The following is a 17,760-nucleotide window of genomic DNA, read 5'->3' as shown; positions in this document are numbered from 1 at the left end:
CCTCCTTCGGCTCCATTCGAACCCGATGCCATCACGACAATCCGCGACCCTCACCGGCCTGGTGGCCATACTGCTTTGGAGTTCCTCCGTCGGCCTGATGCGCAGCGTCAGCGAAAGCTTCGGGCCCACCGGCGGCGCGGCGCTGATCTACACCTGTGCCTCGGTGGTGCTGCTGCTGACACTGGGCCCGACGCGGCTGTCGACGCTGCCCCGGCGCTACCTCTGGGTGGGCGGCGGACTATTTGTGGCGTATGAGCTGTGCCTGTCCCTGTCACTCGGGTATGCCAGCTCCCGGCGGCAGGCCATTGAAGTGGGCATGTGCAATTACCTCTGGCCGACGCTGACCATGACCGCCGCCATTCTCTTCAATGGGCAGCGCTCGAATGCACTGATCGTGCCAGGCTTTGCGCTGGGCGTGCTCGGCGTGTGCCAGGTGCTGGGAGGCGATCAGGGGCTGGACTTTGGTCAGATGCTGCTGAACGTCCGCAGCAATCCGCTGAGTTACGGACTGGCCCTGCTTGGAGCGCTGCTGTGGGCTGCTTATTGCACCGTGACGCCGCGGCTGGCGCAGGGAAGCAACGGCGTGACGCTGTTCTTCATGGCTTCTGCCGCCGTGCTGTGGCTCAAGTTCGGACTCGGTGAACAGCCGCCGATGCAGGTGAGCCCGAAGGCGCTGGGCTGGCTGGGCCTGTCGTCCTGCGCCATGGCATTGGGCTATTCGGCCTGGAACGTGGGCATTCTGCGGGGCAATGTCACGGTGCTGGCGGGCGCCTCGCAATTCATTCCGGTGATGTCCGCCGCGCTGGCGGCGGTGGTGTTGCAGGCGCCGCTGTCCTGGTCGTTCTGGCAGGGCGCCTGCATGGTCTGCGCTGGATCGCTGCTGTGCTGGCTGGCGACCCGGGGCGGACGTCGCGTCAATCCTCCTTCAGCTTCTCATCCTCCTCCTTCGCATCCTCCATTGCCTCCGGCTCCAGTTCCTCGGCGTAGCGATTCAGACGGATGAACAGGCCCCAGCCGCCCATGAGGATGCCCACGGCGGTGACCATGGCGGCCGCATGCAGCAGCAGCGATTCGCCTTCATGGGAGGCGCGGAAAGTGGCGACCAGTCCTTCGATGGCCAGGGCCACCACGATGACCACCATGAAGCGGGAGAGGAAACGCCGCACACGCGTGGGCGCGCTGATGTGGGCGGTGCGGATGACCTCTTCTTCAGTGATGGTCTGCGCAATCTGCAGGGCCACGACCGCGGCGGCCAGCACCCCCATGGATTCGATGACCAGCTGCGCGGCATGGTCGTTGAGATCGGTGCTCAGTACCTCCCAGGTGCCCTTGGCCGCGATGACGAGCAGCAGCAGTGCCATGCAGATGAAGAGCAGCGCCAGCAGTCCGTGAATGACGGAGAAGCCGCGTAGCAGTTTGGGAGCGCCTTCGGCATCTTCGCCCTCGCGCGAGCTGCTGTGACGGGCCGAAGCGCTCGAACGGACCTGAGCGTTCATTCGCGGTCCATCGGGACGGGCCGGACGGGAGGGCGAAGAACTTGCGGGCGAGGGTCCGGAACCGTCGGCAGCGGATGGCGGCGGGGCCGAACGAGGGCCCGGCGATGGAAGAGGAGAGGAGGGGGCGTTCATCCCCTGACGTTAAGCATTCAACGTACGCTGTCGGGTAGGACAGCATGCCGAGGCGGTGACGGACAGTGCCGCTTTGCCGGCGATCGGCATGGCTGAATCGTCCACATTGCGCTGGGGCACGCTGGGGAGTGCCGGCGTGAATGGAAGTGCCCGGATCGTCTCCAAGCGGTTGCGACTGGGGCGGGCCTCAGGAGTCTCCTGGGGGCCGCTTTCTCAGCAGTCGGCCCGCCAGGCCCGTGGGGCCTTGCAACAGCGCAGTGGCCTTGTCTGAAGCCAGACGTGCGGCCTCGCTGGCGGCCTGTCGGGCGGCGTCACTCGCCGCCTTGGACATCTTCGCCGCCTGGTCGAGGGCCTGTCCGCCCTGCTGCCGCACCTGGGTCGTGGCGGGCAGTTTTTCCTGGGCCCAGTCTGCCGCCCTGCGAGCCGCCTGCAAGCTCTGCTGCGCCATTTGCACTGTCTGCTGCGCCGCTTCCTCGCCCGCGCGCCGAAGGGCCTCCGGGCGGGGCAAACGCTCCTGCGACCATTCGGCGGCGCGGCGGGCCGCGTCCAGGGTCTGCTGCAGGGCCTCTCCGGTGGTGGCCTTGACCGCGTCGGCACTCGGCAGCCGTTCCTGCGTCCAGCTGGCGGCGCCCGTGACGGCTGAGCGGACTTGCCCCGCCGCGCCGCCAGCCACGGACATCGCCTGGGTCCAGGCCTTGGTCATCTCGCTGGGCGGCGTGGTGCGCAGCAGTTGCACCGTCCGCGCCAGCGCGTTGGACTCTGCCGTGGTCAGCGGTCCGGCCGCTTCCAGCATCTCGCGCAGGAACACGGCCAGGTCGTCCACGATGGCCTGATGGTTGCAGTCCGGATTCATCCGCAGGAATTCGGCGCCTTCCCTCGCGATGTCGTCGAGCGAAGCATCGCCCAGCCGCTGCTCCACCGCCAGCACCGCCTGGGTGACGAAGGGCTCACCCAGGCCCCAGTCCTTGACGAGGTGGCGGACCAGGAAGGCACGCTCGGCCGGCTCCACCGAGCCATCGAGCGCCGCCAGACGCAGCGACAGCGGTGCGATCAGGTCGAAGAGGGCCAGACCCAGCGTGTCCAGCGGGGTGTTCAGATACTTGGGGATTTCGATGACGCGTTGGCCCTTGGTGTTGCCCAGCAGCCGGTAAAGGCCATAACAGGCGCCACCGGAGGCCAGGGCCGCAAAAGCCACCCAGCCCAGCGGCGTGGCGGAGGCCCCGAGCACCGAGGCGACCATGCTGGACTTGGCCACGGCAGCGCCGGCGCCCGCGGCCCCCAGGACGTCCCACACCTCGCGGGTGCGGTTGATCATCCGCAAGGAGACATACGCGTCCTCACCGATGGCCAGCTTCGCCTTGAACTTCAGCGGCTCGGCCACCACCTCGTGGACGCCTTCAAATGACGGCGGCGGCAATAGCAGCGGCGAGGGGGACATGGCATCTCCTGGGAACACGGTCGCTGTGAAGTCTAGTGGCTGGGGGCGCCCCACGGCGACGCGGGGCTTCTGGTTATTCCGCCCAGCGATTGCGGCCCAGCCGCTTGGCGTCGTACAAGGCCGCGTCGGCGCGTTCCAGCACGCGCTCCCAGCGGCCATGGAGGCTGACCGGGGAGAGAGGAGCGAGGAGGCCAGGAAAGCTCGCCACGCCGAGCGAGGCGGTGCAGTGCAGGACGTCGCCGGAGGGCAGACGGATCGGCGTGTCGCGCAGGCAGCCCAGCAGGCGTTCAGCCACCACGGCGCGCTCGTCGCGGCGGGCATGTCGCACAACGATCAGGAATTCCTCGCCGCCCCAGCGCACCAGCAGGTCTTCACCGCGCGTGGCTTCTCGCAGCCGGGCAGCGATTTCCACCAGCACGGCGTCGCCGACGGCATGCCCGTAGCGGTCGTTGATCTGCTTGAAGTGATCGACATCCAGCAGGAAGAACAGCAAGTCCCGGCCTGGGGATCCGGCGTCGGGGTCGGTCAGGGGGCCGCATGCATGCGCGCGCAGCGCCTGTGCGACGGCGCCGTCGATGACCTGCGTCAGATAGCGGCGGTTGCGCAGGCCGGTGAGCGGGTCGGTCAGGCTCAGTTCCTGGATGCGCTCGTTGGCCTGCTGCAGCTGGCGGTGGCGCTCCATCAGCTCCCGCTGCGCAGCTTCCAGTGCCGACACTGCGCGGCTGAGCTCGCGATTGGTCGCCTGCAGTTCACGCGCCCGGGCGGCCTCCTTTCGGGCCATTTCGCGGTGGTGCTGCGCCTCGGCCAGCATGGTCTCGCTGCGGTGCCGGGCTTCCATCGCCATGCCCTGGCGCTCGGTCGCACGGCGTTTGTCGGTGGCCAGCGCCGCCAGGGCGCCGCGCAGTGCGGTGATCACGTCCTTGTCGCGTTGCTGCGATTCGAGGCGGTCCGCCAGCTCCAGCAGCAGCTCGTGGCGCTGCGCGCCTTCCAGCTGTTCATCGGAAATCTTCAGGGCCTGCCGCAGCAGGCGCACCGGCTCCTCGGGTGACACCTCCGGCAAGCCGGCATCGACCTGGGCCTGGGCGACGCGGGACAGGCAGATGAGCGTGCGCAGCGCCTGGTCCGGGTCCAGATGGGGTTGGCGCAACGCCTGATCGAGCAGCTCGCGTGCGCGGGGCAGGTCCTGGCGGGCCAGCGCCACACCGGCCAGACCAAAGAGGGCGTAGGCCCGGTCTTCCACCAGCTCCACATGACGGCCGTGGTCATTCACCAGCTGGAAGCCGCGCTCGGCAGCGTCGATGTTGCCGCATTCCAGTTCGGCATCGGCCAGCGCGAGCTGCGCATTGAGGAAGTGGGTGGTGCGCGGTACACGGGCCAGCACCGCCACCGCTTCCCGTGCCTTCTGGCGTGCCTCCTCGACACGGCCCTGGCGCACCAGGACTTCGGAGAACACCGTCAACGTGCAGCCGAGCGGGTGAGGCCAGGCGCAGCGGCGCGCCGCTTCCAGGCGCTGGGCGAGCCGTGCTTCAGCCGCTTCCAGGTCGCCCAGCTCCATCAGCAGGGACGCGACATTGGCGTTGTCCAGCAGCGCGCGGCGCATCTGCCCGCATTCTTCGGAGGCCTGGATGGACAGCAGCGCATGGGCCAGCGCGGCGTCGCAGGCGCCGCGTCCCCATTCGGTGATGAAGAGAAAAAACTGAGCCAGTGCCCGCAAGGCTGGCGTGGCGGCGTTTTCGTAGCGGCGCGCGGTGTGGGCCCAGGCGACACCCGCGGCGGTGCCGTCTTCGAAGGCGGCGAAGCAGGCCAGCGCCATCTCGGCGGTCTGGCGGCGCTCGATGTCGCCGGCCGTCTGTGCATGGGCCGCCGCACTGCGCATGAACTGGTTGCGAAGGCGCGCATCCCCGAGGTCGTGCACGATGTTGGCGGCGATCCAGTCGGCGTCGGATTCACCCGCGAGATGGCCGAGGGCGCGGAAGCCGTCGCGCGCTTCGTCCGTCAGACGCAGCGCGGCCTCGTGATCGCCACGCAGGTTCCAGGTATCCGCCAGGGCCAGCTGCACGCGGGCGCGGGCCTCACGCTGCGCGGGAGCCTCGCCCTGGGCCACCCAGGGGTCGCTCAGCAATTGCTCGGCCAAACGAGGGGTGTGCTGGCCGTCGTACTGACGGAGGAACCATGCGGCGGCGATCCGCTGGGCGCGATCACCGTCTTCAGGCCCGTTCAGGGCACGGGCCAGGGCATCGCGATCCGCAAAGCGGGGGAGTGGCGCGCTCGGGACAGCGGGCAGTCCATGAGGCGCGGAGGCAGCCCCATGGGGCGCGGCGACCGTGGATGAATCAACCGACAGCGCAGAGGGTGAGGCGACTGGCGCCATCCGTGACCGGACGCCCCGCGCAGCGTCGTCCTCCAGCGCACGCCCGGCCCCCGACGGCCCCGGCCCCTCGCCGTCCCGCAGACACTTCGATTCCAAATCCACTCCCTCTTCGTCGGCGCCATGGATTGTTTTGGTGCGGCGCCGCTGACCTGTCTCGTTCAGGCCGGCTGCACCATAACAAAATGTGCTTACCGCCGGTATGGCGGCCTTCGAAATCAGTGTGGCGCGGGTGCGATTAGAGAGCGAGTTGCGCGCTAATCGCCATCGGGTGTCCGTGAGGCGTGAAATAAGTCACGAAAAGGACCTCATGCCAGGCCCGACTTGTCCAGGCCATACAGCGCATCCTGAGAACCCGGCACCACCGCAAAGCCCACCGACAGCCGGTTCCATCCGTTGATGGCGACGATGGCAAAACTCAGCTCGGCCAGTTCCTCTTCATTGAAGTGCTCCCGCACAGCCTCGAAGGTGGCGGTAGGGACGCCGTGCGGCGGCAGCTGAGTCAGCTGCTCGACCCAGTCCAGCGCCGCCCGCTCCCGCGGGGAGAACAGCGTGGATTCCCGCCAGACAGCCACATGATGCAGCCGGAGCGCACGCTCGCCGTGCATCGTCGCTTCCTTGACATGCATGTCGACACAAAAGGCGCAGCCATTGAGCTGGGACGCGCGCAGCGTCACCAGGTCGCGCAGGGTGACATCGAGCCGGGACTTCTTGAGCGCGAGGCTGAAGTCCAGGTATTTCTTGAAAAGCTCCGGGGCCTTGCGGGCATAGTCCAGACGTTGAGACATGAGAACGCTCCTGTTGAGGGTGACGGCGGCCCCGCGAATCAGGACCTGCCATGCCCATCAAGACGTTCCCGGCAGCCGGTCTGTGACAGACGCCGGTGTCTGTGGATCCAACGCGGCGGCCAGCGACCGCAGCTTCTCCGGATTGCGCTGCGTATGGATGCGCACGATGCGTTCACCGTCGGTCTCCATGCTCTGCGCCGATTCCAGCTGTCCGTCGATGAAGCGCAGCAGGCCCCATTCGCCGTTGAAGCGCACCAGCTCCACCCGTTGCCGGGCATCGCCGCGCTCGCTGCGGCGCCAGACAGCAAAGTACAGCTGGGCGATGCGGGTGGCACCCGCCAGCACCTGACCAAAGCTGGGCACGATGCCACCACCGTCGCTGATCAGCTCGGCGTCGTCAGCCAGCAGGGTCTGGAGGCGGGAGAAGTCGCCCGCGCGCGCGGCGTCGGCAAAACCGGCCAGCAGCCGGTAATGCTGATCGGCGGACACGCGCTGGCGCGGCCGGCCTTCCTTGAGCTGTGACTTGGCCCGGGAGACGATCTGCCGGCACGCCGCCTCGGACTTGCCCAGCGCCTGGGCCACTTCCGCATAGTCGGCGTCGAACACCTCGCGCAGCAGGAAGGCTGCGCGGGCTTCCGGGGCCAGACGCTCCAGCACGGTGAGGAAGGCAACGGACAGGTCGTCCGCCCGCTCCAGCAGCGCTTCCGGGGTGGGCGGGCTGGTGTCGCCCGAGGCGGACGCAAGCGTTTCTGCGTCTGGCATCGGTTCCGGCAGCCAGAAGCCGACGTAGCGCGCCCGCTCCAGTCGGGCCGTGCGCAGCCGGTCGATGGCCAGCCGGGTGGTCACGGTGACCAGCCAGGCCTCGGCATTGCCGATCGCGGATCGATCCGCGTCATGCCATTTCAGCCAGACATCCTGCACCAGTTCGTCGGCATCGAAGCGGGTGCCGAGCATGCGGTAGGCAATGCCGCGCAGGCGCGGGCGGAGGGCTTGGAAAGTGTCGGTAGCGTCGTCCATGGGACCCAAGACGTTGGCGGGAACCCGCATGTGACAAGCTTAGCGGGCTCCTGGGTCGGCGTCTGGACGGCGCATTCCGAGGGTCAGCAGGCCGACGGTAGCCGGCCGATGGTCAGCAGGGTGCCTGCCACTCCCGCAGCTCGGTGGCCAGGATGGTGTGGCCGTCCTTCTCGGCGCGGCGGGCCAGCTCCTCGGCGTTGGCGTCGGTGACCAGCTCGCGGCCCACGCCCTTCACCAGTTGCTGGTAGACGTGGTCGATGTCGCCGGTGTTGCCATTGGCGGGGGACTGGGTCTGCGGCAAAGACGTGCTCATGGAATCTCCTTGAACCTTCGGGGAAGGATGGTCGTCAGTGAGGCGGCCGGCATTCCTGGCAGGCAGGAATCGCCGAGTGGCCGGTGAATGTCTGTGGAATCAGCAAGGGGCATTCCCACGCCGTGGGCCACGCCTTCCGATCCGTTGATTTCCCGAACCGCTGAACGGCTGAACCGCTGGTTCGACGGATCGCGGGATCGCCGGATCGCCGGATCGCCGATCCGCCGGTTCGGCTAGCCGCTCTACTTGGTGCGCGGCCCCGGGCGGTGCTCGGGGCGCTTCAGTTCCCCTTTGCGGAGCAGGACGACCGCGTCGCCGACGGTATCGGCCACCAGACGCACCTCCTGCTGGAGCGCTTGGTCCCTGTCCAGCGCTTCGTGGCTGTTGAAGTAGGGTTCGTAGTAGCCAACATACCGGTCCAGACGCGCCTGGGCGCCGGCTTCCATCAGGCCCATCCAGTCCAGCCAGTCGCAGAGGTTGCGGCGCTGTGATTCGATGCCCGCCACGTCGCCGTGCACCACCACGCCGTAGACCCGGCCGGCCAGATGCTTGGGATAGTCCCAGCCCTTTTCCTCGATGGCCTTCGCTTCCGCAGCCTTCTTGCCGTGGGTGGTGGTGGGGTCGGGATTGCCGCCGTCGGCGCAGACCAGCCGGTCGATCATCAGCTTCAAGGCGCTGGGCGATTGATACCAGTAGGTGGGGGCCAGCAGGATGACGCCATGGGCGCTCACCCAGCGTTCGTAGATCTCGTTCATCCAGTCATGGACCTGGCCCATTGCATAGTTGGGATAACAGCTGCAGGGGAAATGGCAGAGCGGCATGGCGGTGGAGACGCAGCCTTTGCATGGGTGAATGGTGCGGCCGTATTCCGAGGTCATCAGGCTCAGGTCCAGCACATCGACGTCCATGTCGCGCGCGGTGAGCTGCTCCTTGGCCATCTGCGTCATCCGCCAGGTCTTGGACATTTCGCCGGGGCAGGAGCCGTCATTGCGGTCACTGCCGCACACCAACAGCACGCGGGAGCGGGTGGAAGCGTCCTTCCATTGCGACTGCGCCGTCTGGATTCGATTGCGGGTCATCAGCCAGTCCACCGACAGGTCGTAGCTGGGATCGGCGAACTCGTCGCCGGCCCGCTGGGTGATGGGCGCCTTGCGACCTTCCTTCAATGCGTCGAAGGCAATCGCTTCCAGCCGCGCCAGCGCTTCCGATTCACTGCCAAAGGCCGGGTCGGTGAACTGACGCATGAAGCGCTCATGAAACTGCTCACGGGTGAGTTCAGCCGGCTGCTGGCCTTTGCGGATGTCGGTCATGGCATCAAGACGGGAGGACGGAGGAGCGCTTTCTGGCAAAGCACAGGCCTGCCGTCCGCGAGCCGACCGACCGTTTCCTCAGCCCCGCCGCAACGTCGGCCGCCGCCCCTGCGCCAGCCCCGGTCCGGGTGCGCTCCGGCACGGTGCGACCACGCACCACGCCAGCGAACCTGCCAGTGCGCCGCACCGCCAATGGGCCTTGCCGCCCACTTTGCGCGTAAACCCTTCCCGCATTCACGGGGGAGGGAGATGTCCGGGTTCGGGCTTCCCCGCAACCGTGCTGTCATCAACGGCGCATACGCTCCGGCCGCTTCACCGGCGCTTGCCACTTCATCACAGTCCACCGCAGTTCGACATCTTTGCGCGAAACGATAGCCGGAAACGTTTGCGCAAATAGATTAACTGCGAAATCGTCAAGGGTAGGAGATCACAATGGCTTTCAAACCTGCATGGCTGGCATTGGCCGCCTTCATTGCCACCGGCGCGTCGGCACAAACGACGCCGGTCGCCACCACCGTCGCGGAATGGGATTTCAATGGCGCCTTTGACGCCGCCAATGGCGGCTACCAGGGCACCACCAAACACGACATGAGCCAGAACGGCGCGAGCATCGCCTTTCTGAGCGGCAGCACCACGCTGACCACGCAATTCGTGTCCTCCACCGGCAGCTCGGATGCCATCACCAACGGCAAGGCGCTGAACACCGCCAACTATGCGCCGCAGGGCACGCAGAGCGGCGTCTATGGCGTGCAGTTCGGTGTGGACACGACCGGCTACGAGAACATCGTCTTCAGCTTTGATCAGCGCAACAGCGCCACGGCCTCCGCGTGGACCGAACTGCTCTACACGGTGGACGGAGAAAGCTGGCTGGATGCTGCCACCTTCCACATGACCCGCCAGGGCAGCTTTGTCACTGGTCTGACCTACGATTTTTCGTCGGTGCTGGGCGCAGCCAACAACGAGAGCTTTGCGGTCCGTCTGGTGAGCATCTTCGCCCCAGGCACCAGCAGCTATGCCGGCACCACCAGCGCCTATGCCGCTGGCGGCACCATCCGCTACGACATGGTCCGCTTCACCGGCACCGAAATGCTGGCGCCGGTGGATCCGATCCCGGCCGTACCCGAGCCCGGCACCTATGCGCTGATGCTGGCCGGCGTCGGGGCTCTGGCCCTGGTGGCGCGTCGCCGTCGTGCGCAATAAGGAGATCGACATGGACTTCAAGCACATTCCCACTCCGGAGTCGGACCTGCAGCGCAGGTGGGGCCGCGGCGCGCGCATCGGCGGGTTGAGCCTGCTGGTGATGGCGCTGGCCGCGTGCGGCGGGGGCCGCACCACCGAGACCACCGTCACCATCGCGTCGGCCAGTGAAGAACGCGCTTCGGCGCTGTCGGCCGACCCCGCGGCCAAGTATCCCGACCATCACGAATTCGACGCCGCGCTGGGCGTGCCGTTCAACGGTGCAGAAGGCACCGGGGCGCGGACCTTCACCGTGTCGCTGGACTATGTCGGCGCCCCCGCCGGCACATGGCTGGGATGGCGTGTGGAGCTGCGCAACGCTGCGGGCGCGGTGGTCAAGACCTGGGCCGGCGCCGAGACCTATGCCGGTGATGCCCGCACCATCAAGCTCGACTGGGCGGGTCCGGGCGACAACAGCGCCGGGCTCTACACCGCCACCCTGGTGGCGGTCAGCGCGCCGGCCGGCACGGCGTTCAAGGCCGACAGCGCCGAAGCCCGCTTCAATGAAATGCTGGCCGCGAGCACCAGCGGCGGTCATGGCCCGGTGACGCAGAGCTGGGCGTTGGCCGTCGGCAAACCCGCGAGCGTCGCGATGGGCGCGCTGCGGCCGCTGGCGGTGGGCATCGCGGGCGAGGCCACGCAGCGGGTGCGGGGGCTGTCCGCCTCGGTGGGCACGGGCAGCTGGCCCTACACCATTTACTACGGCAGCTTCCACGGGCAGACGAATGACTCCGACGGCGGCGGCGCCATTGGCAGCTGCAGCTCGTCACAGCCGGCGCAAACGGGCGCGTATGGCCCGGATGCTGCGTTCCCGTACGCAAAGAATGTGGGCCTGGACTTCTTCGCCAATACCGACCACAACCACTATTTCGACGGCTCTTCCAGCACCAACACCGGCGGCAGTGCGACGGCTGCCAAGGCGCGTTATCAGCGCGGTCTGACCATTGCCTCCGACTACACGTCGGCCAACCCCGGCTTCCTCGCGCTTTACGGCATGGAATGGGGCGTCATCAGCAATGGCGGCCACCTGAACATCTTCAACAGCAACGAGCTGTTCTCATGGGAATACAACGCCAGCAACGAGCTGTTCGGTGACCGCTACATCGCCAAGAGCGATTACGCGACGCTCTACTCGGTGATGCGGGCGCAGGGGCTGATCGGTCAGTTCAACCACCCGGACGACACCGGCCAGTTCATCATCAACGGCACTGACATGGCCTACAGCGCCGACGGTGACGAAGTGATGGTGATGGCCGAGGTGATGAACACCTCCGCCTTCTCGTCCAACACCACCGAGACGGAAACCTCGCGCAGTTCCTATGAAGGCGCCTGGAAGAAGCTGCTCGAGCGCGGTTATCACGTGGCACCGGCCACCAACCAGGACAACCACTGCGCCAACTGGGGCGCCAGCTACACCAACCGGACGGCGGTGCTGATTCCGGCGGGCACGCCGCTGAGCAAGGCGAGCCTGGTGGATGCACTCAAGGCCCGTCGTGTGTTCGCCACTCTGGACAAGGCTTCGCAGCTGATCTTCAGCGCCAACGGCAAGATCATGGGCGAGCGCTTCGACAACAGCGGCACGCTGAGCCTGAATGTCGGCTTCTACAACCCGTATGGCCGCACGGTGGTCGCGACCGAAATCTGGGAAGGTGTGCCAGGGCGCAACGGCACGGTGTCCCTGCTGACCAATACGGCCACGGCCACGCTCACGCCGGCCAACGGCAAGCATTTCTACTATGCCAAGGTCACGCAGGACGATGGCAAGGTGCTGTGGTCGGCGCCGATCTGGGTCAATCAGGGCGTGCAGGGCGGTGACACCACGCCGCCGACGGTGACGGCGTCCGTCTCCGGCAGCACCGGCACCATCACCTTCACTGCCGCTGCGGCGGACAACGTCGGCGTGACGCGGGTGGAGTTCTGGCTGGATGGCATCCTGAAGGACACCAAAACGGCGGCTCCCTACACGCTGGCGGTGGACTCGACGCAATTGGCCAACGGCAGCCACAACCTGGTCGCCAAGGCCTATGACGCGGCGGGCAACAGCACCACCTCGGCGGCGGTGAGCTTCAATGTGAGCAATGTGGTGAATGCCGGCGATGAAGTGGAGCCCAACGGCACCATTGCGACGGCCAATGCGGTGGGCAGCCGCTCACAGCTGACCGGCTTCATCAGCACCGCCACCGACAAGGACTACTACAAGGTAACCCTGGCCGCCAATCAGCGGCTGCGGGTGGACATGACCGGGCCCACCGCGGCGGGCGTGGACTACGACCTGTATGTGGTGAGCGCCACTGGCGCCGGTCTGGCGCGGTCGGAAGGCGGCACCAGCGCCGAATCGCTGACCTATCAGAACGGCACGGCCGCGCAGACGGTCTACATCAAGGTGCAGGCCTATGCGGGTTCCAGCGCGACGTCGCCGTATCGGTTGACGATCAGCTATCCCTGAGCGCGACACGGCGCACGCACTCGGAACTCCAGCGCGGACAGCAGTCCGCGCCGGAGTGATGTGTGACGGGCAATGTGTGACAGGTGATTGGACGATGGGTGGTGGGTGACCTCACCGAGCGCTCTGGCGGACAGGGCGCTCGACGGCGTTATTCTCATCCCGCTCCCATCCCCCACCCAGCGCCAGGAACAGCTGCACCTGCTCCTCCACCAGCGTGGCCTCTGAAGCAGCCAGGGTCGCGTCACTCGCCGCGAGGGCGCGCTCGGCGTCCAGCGCATCGAGGTAGCCCACCTTGCCCGCCTGATACAGCCGGCGCGCCTGGTCGGCCACCACCGCCGCCGCCTCCCGCGAGCGCTGGAGTGCAGCGCGGCGGTCCAGTTCACGGGCGTACTGATTGAGCGCGGTCTCGGTCTCGCGAAGCGCATTCAGCACCACGCCGTCGAAGCGCGCCGCGCTCTGCCGCGTCGAGGCCTCCGCCTGCGCGATGCGTGCATTCGCAACGCCGTTGTTCGGCAGCGTCCAGCTGATCAGCGGACCCAGGCTGAAGCTCAAAGACTCCGACCGACCGAACCGCGCCAGCGTGCTCGGGCCTGAACCGGCCGACAGCCCCAGGCTGATCTTCGGATAACGGTCCGCCATCGCGACACCGATGCGCGCCGTGGCGGCATGCAGCTCGCGTTCAGCCTGGCGGATGTCCGGGCGGCGCTTGAGCAGCGCAGCGCCGTCTCCCACCGGAATGGTGCCGGTCAATTGCGGCGGCGTGTGGCATTCGGCCAGCGCCTGTGGGAATTGCTCGGGCAGATCGCCGGTCAATGTGGCGAGGCGATACAGCGCCGACTGGCGCTGGGCCAGCAGCGGCGGCAGGGCCGCCTGCAGCTGTTCCAGCTGGCTGCGTGCGCGGGCGGCATCCATCTCGCCAACACGGCCCGCGTGCTGCAGACGCTCGGTCAGGTCCAGCGCCTGGCGCTGCAGCTCCACCGAATGGCGGGCCGTCTCCAGCCGCTGGCCAGTGGCGCAGGCATCGGCATAGGCGCGCGCCGTGCTGGCCGCGACGTTCACCTTCACCAAATCCAGGGCGGCCACGGCGGCTTCCGTGCTGGCCTGCGACGATTCGACCGCGCGCCGGATCTGCCCAAACAGGTCCAGCTGATACGACACACCGATGCTGCCCGAATAACGGAAGGTGTCGGGCGGCACATAGTCCTTCTTCAGCATCGACGTGCCGGAAGGATGACCAAAGTAGGGCGCCGCATTCATGCTGACGCTGGGCTTCTCGGCCCCGAACACCTCGGCTTCCATCGCCTGCACCTGCTCGAGGTGGGCGGCAGCCTGGCGAAGGTCGGTGTTGTGGACCAGGGCTTTTTGCACCAGCCCATCCAGCTGCTCGTCGTGGAACAGACGCCACCAGTGCGCGGGCAGCGGCTCGGCGACATAGGGGGCGCCACCGGGCTCGCTGGCTGCGCGTTGCTGCTCCATGAACGCTGCCTGCGCCTGAGGGCGCTGGCTCACGGCGTTGGCAGGGACCTGATAGTCGGGGCCTTTGGGCGTGGTGGAGCAGGCGGCCAGCAGCGCCGCGAGGCTCAGCGCCGCCACGATACGGGACGACTGCACAGGCGAACGGAGTGCTCGTCTCATGCCTGACCCCCATGCGCACGACGCGCAGAGGGTGCCGATGCGCCAGTGGATGCTGGCAACGGCGTCGGCCCGGTCGGTGCTGGCTGCGCTGTGTGCGTGGTCTGCGCGATCTGTCCGGTCTTTGCGGCGGGCAGTGTCGCGGTGGTCGCTGCGGCCGCCTCCGGCATCACCTGCACCGTGACCGTCTGCCCGGCCACCAGATGCTCCCCGGCGGGCAGCGGATCCAGCTTCACCCGCACCGGCACGCGCTGCGGCAGCCGCACCCAGTTGAAGCTGGGGTTCACGCTCGGCAGCAGGTTGGTGCTGGTGCTGCGGTCCCGGTCGGCGATGCCCGCTGCCACGCTCTCCACCCGGCCCATCAGGGGATGCGAGGCCCCCATGGGCAGCACCTGGACGACATCGCCCACATGGATGCGGGCGAGCTTGGTCTCTTCGAAATAGCCTTCGACATACAGCGAATGCTCGTCCACCAGCGCCAGCACCGGATGACCGGCGGAGGCGTACGCCCCCTGTCGCAGGTCGAAGTTGGTGATGGTGCCGGAGGAGGGGGCCTTGACCAGCGCACGGTCCAGGTTCAGCCGCGCCGCTTCCACCGCCACCTCCGCCTGAGCGACCCCGGCGCGGGCCTGCTCCGCGCGGCTGCGGGTCTGCTCACGCACTTCCTGAGAGATCAGATTGCCAAGGCCGGTGTTGCGATCCGCTTCCCGGCGGGCCTGCGCCAGCACCACTTGCTGCGCGGCGAGTTGCGCCTGGGCCTGGCGCAGGGCCAGCTCGAACCGCGCACGGTCCACTTCGAACAGCAGAGTGCCGGCCGCCACGGTCTGGTTGTCGGCCACCGGCACCGCGGTCACGAGGCCGGAAACATCGGGAGCAATCTGCACGACGTTCGCGCGCACGCGGCCGTCGCGGGTCCACGGCGACAGCTCATAGCGGTCCCACAGGCGCAGCCCGGCCCAGACGGCCAGCGCCACCACCACCAGGGTGACCGCCAGCGAGGCCAGGCGGCGAGGACGGAGAAAAGCAGGGAGGGAAGTCATGACAGCGGGTCCAGATCAATTCAAATGCGAGAAGAAGCGCAGCACCACCGGGCTGGCCTGCTGGGAGAGGCCGCTCAATGCCCACAGCAGCAGCACGTACAGGGCCATGTCGAACAGCGCCGGATGCCAGATGAAGCGGTAAGCCCCGCACAGCGCCAGCACGCGTCGCAAGCCCCACAGCAGTAGCAAAGCCACGAAGGCCAGAGGCATCAGCCAGGGCAGATAAAGGCCCAACACATCAACAGCGCCGGTCATGCCGGGAACTCCTTCAAGCGGGACGGGGGAAGGTCAGACGGGTCAGACAGGTCATGCAGATCGGGCGGACCAGCAAGAACGGACGGATCGTCCTGCGGCGGCTGCTCGATTGCCGTGACCAACTGGCCGGGTCCCGCTTCCGGGAACAGGCTGCGGCGCAGACCCAGCAAGGCGCTGACCGACGCGCGGGCGGATGCCGGCCATGGCTGGTGGACCGGGCACACCGTCACCAGGCGGCGCAGCGCATCGTCGATCAAACCCAGCAACGCGGCGGGCGGCGGCTCGATCACACCGGAGATCCGCTGGGACCACCAGTCCGCCAGGCCGGTCAGCAAAGGCTTGAGCGCCAGCACCGGCCACTGATCCCGCTGCGCCTGCAGCGTGACGAGATCAGCCCCCAGGCGCAGGTCACGCAGTGCGTCGTCGGTCGGCACGCCCGGCACGGAGCCCCCGGCCTGTGCCACGCGCGGCGCCAGCAGCGAAATCCGGTCCAGCATGCGCAGCAGATACGACTGGCTGCGGCTCACCGAACGCGGCAGGCGGGCCAGTTCCTCCAGCTCCTTCCAGGTGGCGCGCTGGATGCGACGCGCGCTCCAATCCGCCCCCACGGACCGCATCAGACGGGTCACCCGGGACGCCACGAACACACCGGCCAGTTGCCCCAGCATCGAATTGAGAAAGGCGGGCAGATCGGCCTGCGAGGTGTCGTGCATGGCCAGCGTGCCGGACACGCCCAGCACAAAGGGCAGGGCGGCGCCCATGGTCGTCGGACGCGCCACGAGGCAACCGGCGATCAGAAACACCGGCGCGCAGACCAGCACCAGCGTCCAGATGTCCTGCACCAGCGGCAGCAGCACCAGCACATACAGCGCGCTGACCGGCATCGACAGCACGGTCCATTTCAGGAAGCCGTTGATGGCCGGCACCGGGTCGTCCATGCCCGCGAAGAAGCAGCAGAAGATGGCGGCCATCATGGCGGCGGCCGAGCCCATCGGCCAGCCAGTGAGGACCCAGAAGGTGCAGCAGACCAGGATGGCGACCACTGCGGCGGCGCCCGACAGCGCGGCCATGCCGAGGTCGATGTGCAGGCGCGGGCCGGTGAGCTCGGGGCGTGCGCGGCTGGGCATCGGCGCGCCGCTGAGGCCGTGGTCGATGTCTGCGCGCAGGTGCATGCATTGCAGCCAGCCGGTCAGCAGCAGTTCGAGGCGTTCGGCGAGCGCGACCCGCTGCAGGCGCGGCCAGGTGGTGCCCGGATTGGCTACGGTGCCTTTCACAGCCCGAGCGTCGGCGTCTGCATCCGTACTCGCCGTGACATCCGCATCGGCACCTGCACCTGCATCGGCCTGCTCTTCAGGTTCCGACGCCGCGGCTGCCGTGTCCACCCGGCCCAATTGCTGCAGCGCTTCCTGAATCACCGCCCACTGCGCGCGGGCTTCCTCCGGCGGCAGTGCAATCCACTCCGCCACTCGCGCCAGCATCGCCGCGACATCCGGCGCAATGCCGCCTTCCGTCTGCTCCAGCGCCCGCAGCCGGTCTTCCACCGCAGACAACTGCGGCGTCAACGCGGCCACCCGGTCCTGCATGTCGTGCACCGCATCGGCGGTCCAGCGCAGGTGGCTGGTGTCAAACGGGATGTGGGTGCTGAGCACCCGCAATTGACTGATGTCGCCCGCCACCCGCCGGCGGTCGGCGCCGCTGTCCCGTCGTGCGGTCAGGTCGGACAGCCAACCGCGGGTGTCGCCCAGCGTGCGGTCCAGAAGGCCCAGCACCGTGCCGGCCAACCCGTTGGGCAGGACCAGGCTGTGCACCAGCGTGGCCGAAAGAATGCCCAGTGCGATCTCTTCCACTCGTGCCACCGCGGAATCAAAGATGTTCAGCGGCACATCCACCGACGGAAAGCCGATCAGCGCGGCGGTGTAGCCCGCCAGCATGAAGGCGTAGGCGCGCGGCGTGCGATCGCGCAGCGAGAGGCACAGGCAGGTGCCCACCCACAGCGCCAGCGCCAGGCTGAGCATCTCCGGCGCATTGGCAAAACGCGGCACCAGCAGCGCGGCCGCCGTGCTACCCACCAGTGTGCCCACGAAGCGGTACAGCGCCTTGGAGCGCACCGCCCCGGCCAATGGATGGGCGACGATGTAGGCCGTCATCATGGCCCAGAAGGGGCGCGGCTGACCGGCCCAGTTGGCCAGGAACACGGCCAGCATGGCAGCGGCGAAGGCCTTGACGGAGAACAGCCATTCAGTCCGGCTGAATCGCAGCAGGGCGGTGGGAGAGGACAGCTTCATAGGA

At 67.7% G+C, this 17,760-nt stretch carries 14 protein-coding genes; 3 read left to right on the top strand and 11 right to left on the bottom strand.

Features of this window, described 5'->3' with window-relative positions; genetic code table 11:
- Positions 1-25: 25 nt before the first annotated feature.
- Positions 26-1,003 carry an aromatic amino acid DMT transporter YddG gene (gene yddG / locus FHS28_RS23665; protein ID WP_088454688.1) on the top strand — a complete coding sequence of 326 codons (978 nt, stop codon included), beginning with the start codon at positions 26-28 and terminating at the stop codon, positions 1,001-1,003.
- Here yddG and FHS28_RS23660 read toward each other — a convergent pair.
- The 7 genes from FHS28_RS23660 to FHS28_RS23630 form a co-directional block, all read right to left on the bottom strand.
- Positions 915-1,361 carry a hypothetical protein gene (locus FHS28_RS23660; RefSeq protein ID WP_246410522.1) on the bottom strand — a complete coding sequence of 149 codons (447 nt, stop codon included), beginning with the start codon at positions 1,359-1,361 and terminating at the stop codon, positions 915-917. The two genes, yddG and FHS28_RS23660, sit on opposite strands and share 89 nt — an antisense overlap.
- A gap of 454 nt (positions 1,362-1,815) precedes the next feature.
- Positions 1,816-3,066, bottom strand: a complete 1,251-nt coding sequence (locus FHS28_RS23655; protein WP_184295564.1) for a hypothetical protein — start codon at positions 3,064-3,066, stop codon at positions 1,816-1,818.
- 73 nt (positions 3,067-3,139) lie between these two features.
- Positions 3,140-5,200 (bottom strand): diguanylate cyclase, encoded by a 2,061-nt coding sequence (locus tag FHS28_RS23650; RefSeq protein ID WP_184295560.1) that lies wholly within the window; start codon positions 5,198-5,200, stop codon positions 3,140-3,142.
- A gap of 542 nt (positions 5,201-5,742) precedes the next feature.
- Positions 5,743-6,222 carry a carboxymuconolactone decarboxylase family protein gene (locus FHS28_RS23645; protein WP_088454690.1) on the bottom strand — a complete coding sequence of 160 codons (480 nt, stop codon included), beginning with the start codon at positions 6,220-6,222 and terminating at the stop codon, positions 5,743-5,745.
- Between the two features lie 57 nt (positions 6,223-6,279).
- Positions 6,280-7,239, bottom strand: a complete 960-nt coding sequence (gene sigJ / locus FHS28_RS23640) for an RNA polymerase sigma factor SigJ (protein ID WP_088454691.1) — start codon at positions 7,237-7,239, stop codon at positions 6,280-6,282.
- 112 nt (positions 7,240-7,351) lie between these two features.
- Positions 7,352-7,552, bottom strand: a complete 201-nt coding sequence (locus FHS28_RS23635; protein WP_088454692.1) for a hypothetical protein — start codon at positions 7,550-7,552, stop codon at positions 7,352-7,354.
- A gap of 242 nt (positions 7,553-7,794) precedes the next feature.
- Positions 7,795-8,862 (bottom strand): flavodoxin family protein, encoded by a 1,068-nt coding sequence (locus FHS28_RS23630; RefSeq protein WP_088454693.1) that lies wholly within the window; start codon positions 8,860-8,862, stop codon positions 7,795-7,797.
- A gap of 432 nt (positions 8,863-9,294) precedes the next feature.
- On the opposite strand from FHS28_RS23630, the gene FHS28_RS23625 reads away from it, so the two are divergent.
- A complete protein-coding gene (locus FHS28_RS23625) occupies positions 9,295-10,062 on the top strand; it encodes a PEP-CTERM sorting domain-containing protein (RefSeq protein WP_088454694.1) in 768 nt (255 codons plus the stop codon).
- 10 nt (positions 10,063-10,072) lie between these two features.
- Positions 10,073-12,544: a CehA/McbA family metallohydrolase gene (locus tag FHS28_RS23620; RefSeq protein WP_184295557.1), complete on the top strand. Its 2,472-nt coding sequence runs from the start codon at positions 10,073-10,075 to the stop codon at positions 12,542-12,544.
- Between the two features lie 111 nt (positions 12,545-12,655).
- Here FHS28_RS23620 and FHS28_RS23615 read toward each other — a convergent pair whose 3' ends face one another.
- Genes FHS28_RS23615 through FHS28_RS23600 form a run of 4 tightly spaced genes read right to left on the bottom strand, consistent with a single transcriptional unit; the run spans position 12,656 to position 17,756 of the window.
- Positions 12,656-14,179: an efflux transporter outer membrane subunit gene (locus FHS28_RS23615; protein WP_088454695.1), complete on the bottom strand. Its 1,524-nt coding sequence runs from the start codon at positions 14,177-14,179 to the stop codon at positions 12,656-12,658.
- Positions 14,176-15,216, bottom strand: coding sequence for an efflux RND transporter periplasmic adaptor subunit (locus FHS28_RS23610; protein WP_088454696.1), 1,041 nt, complete (start codon positions 15,214-15,216; stop codon positions 14,176-14,178). Before FHS28_RS23610 ends, FHS28_RS23615 begins: the two co-directional genes overlap by 4 nt.
- A gap of 15 nt (positions 15,217-15,231) precedes the next feature.
- Positions 15,232-15,471, bottom strand: coding sequence for a DUF1656 domain-containing protein (locus tag FHS28_RS23605; RefSeq protein ID WP_088454697.1), 240 nt, complete (start codon positions 15,469-15,471; stop codon positions 15,232-15,234).
- The gene (locus FHS28_RS23600; RefSeq protein WP_088454698.1) at positions 15,468-17,756 is read right to left on the bottom strand and encodes an FUSC family protein; all 2,289 of its coding nucleotides are present in this window, start codon (positions 17,754-17,756) and stop codon (positions 15,468-15,470) included. The genes FHS28_RS23605 and FHS28_RS23600 overlap by 4 nt, the downstream gene beginning before the upstream one ends.
- Positions 17,757-17,760 lie beyond the last annotated feature (4 nt).

The organism is Roseateles terrae (assembly GCF_014192155.1).
GTDB lineage: Bacteria > Pseudomonadota > Gammaproteobacteria > Burkholderiales > Burkholderiaceae_C > Roseateles > Roseateles terrae.
This window is presented reverse-complemented; position numbering and strand designations above follow the sequence as displayed.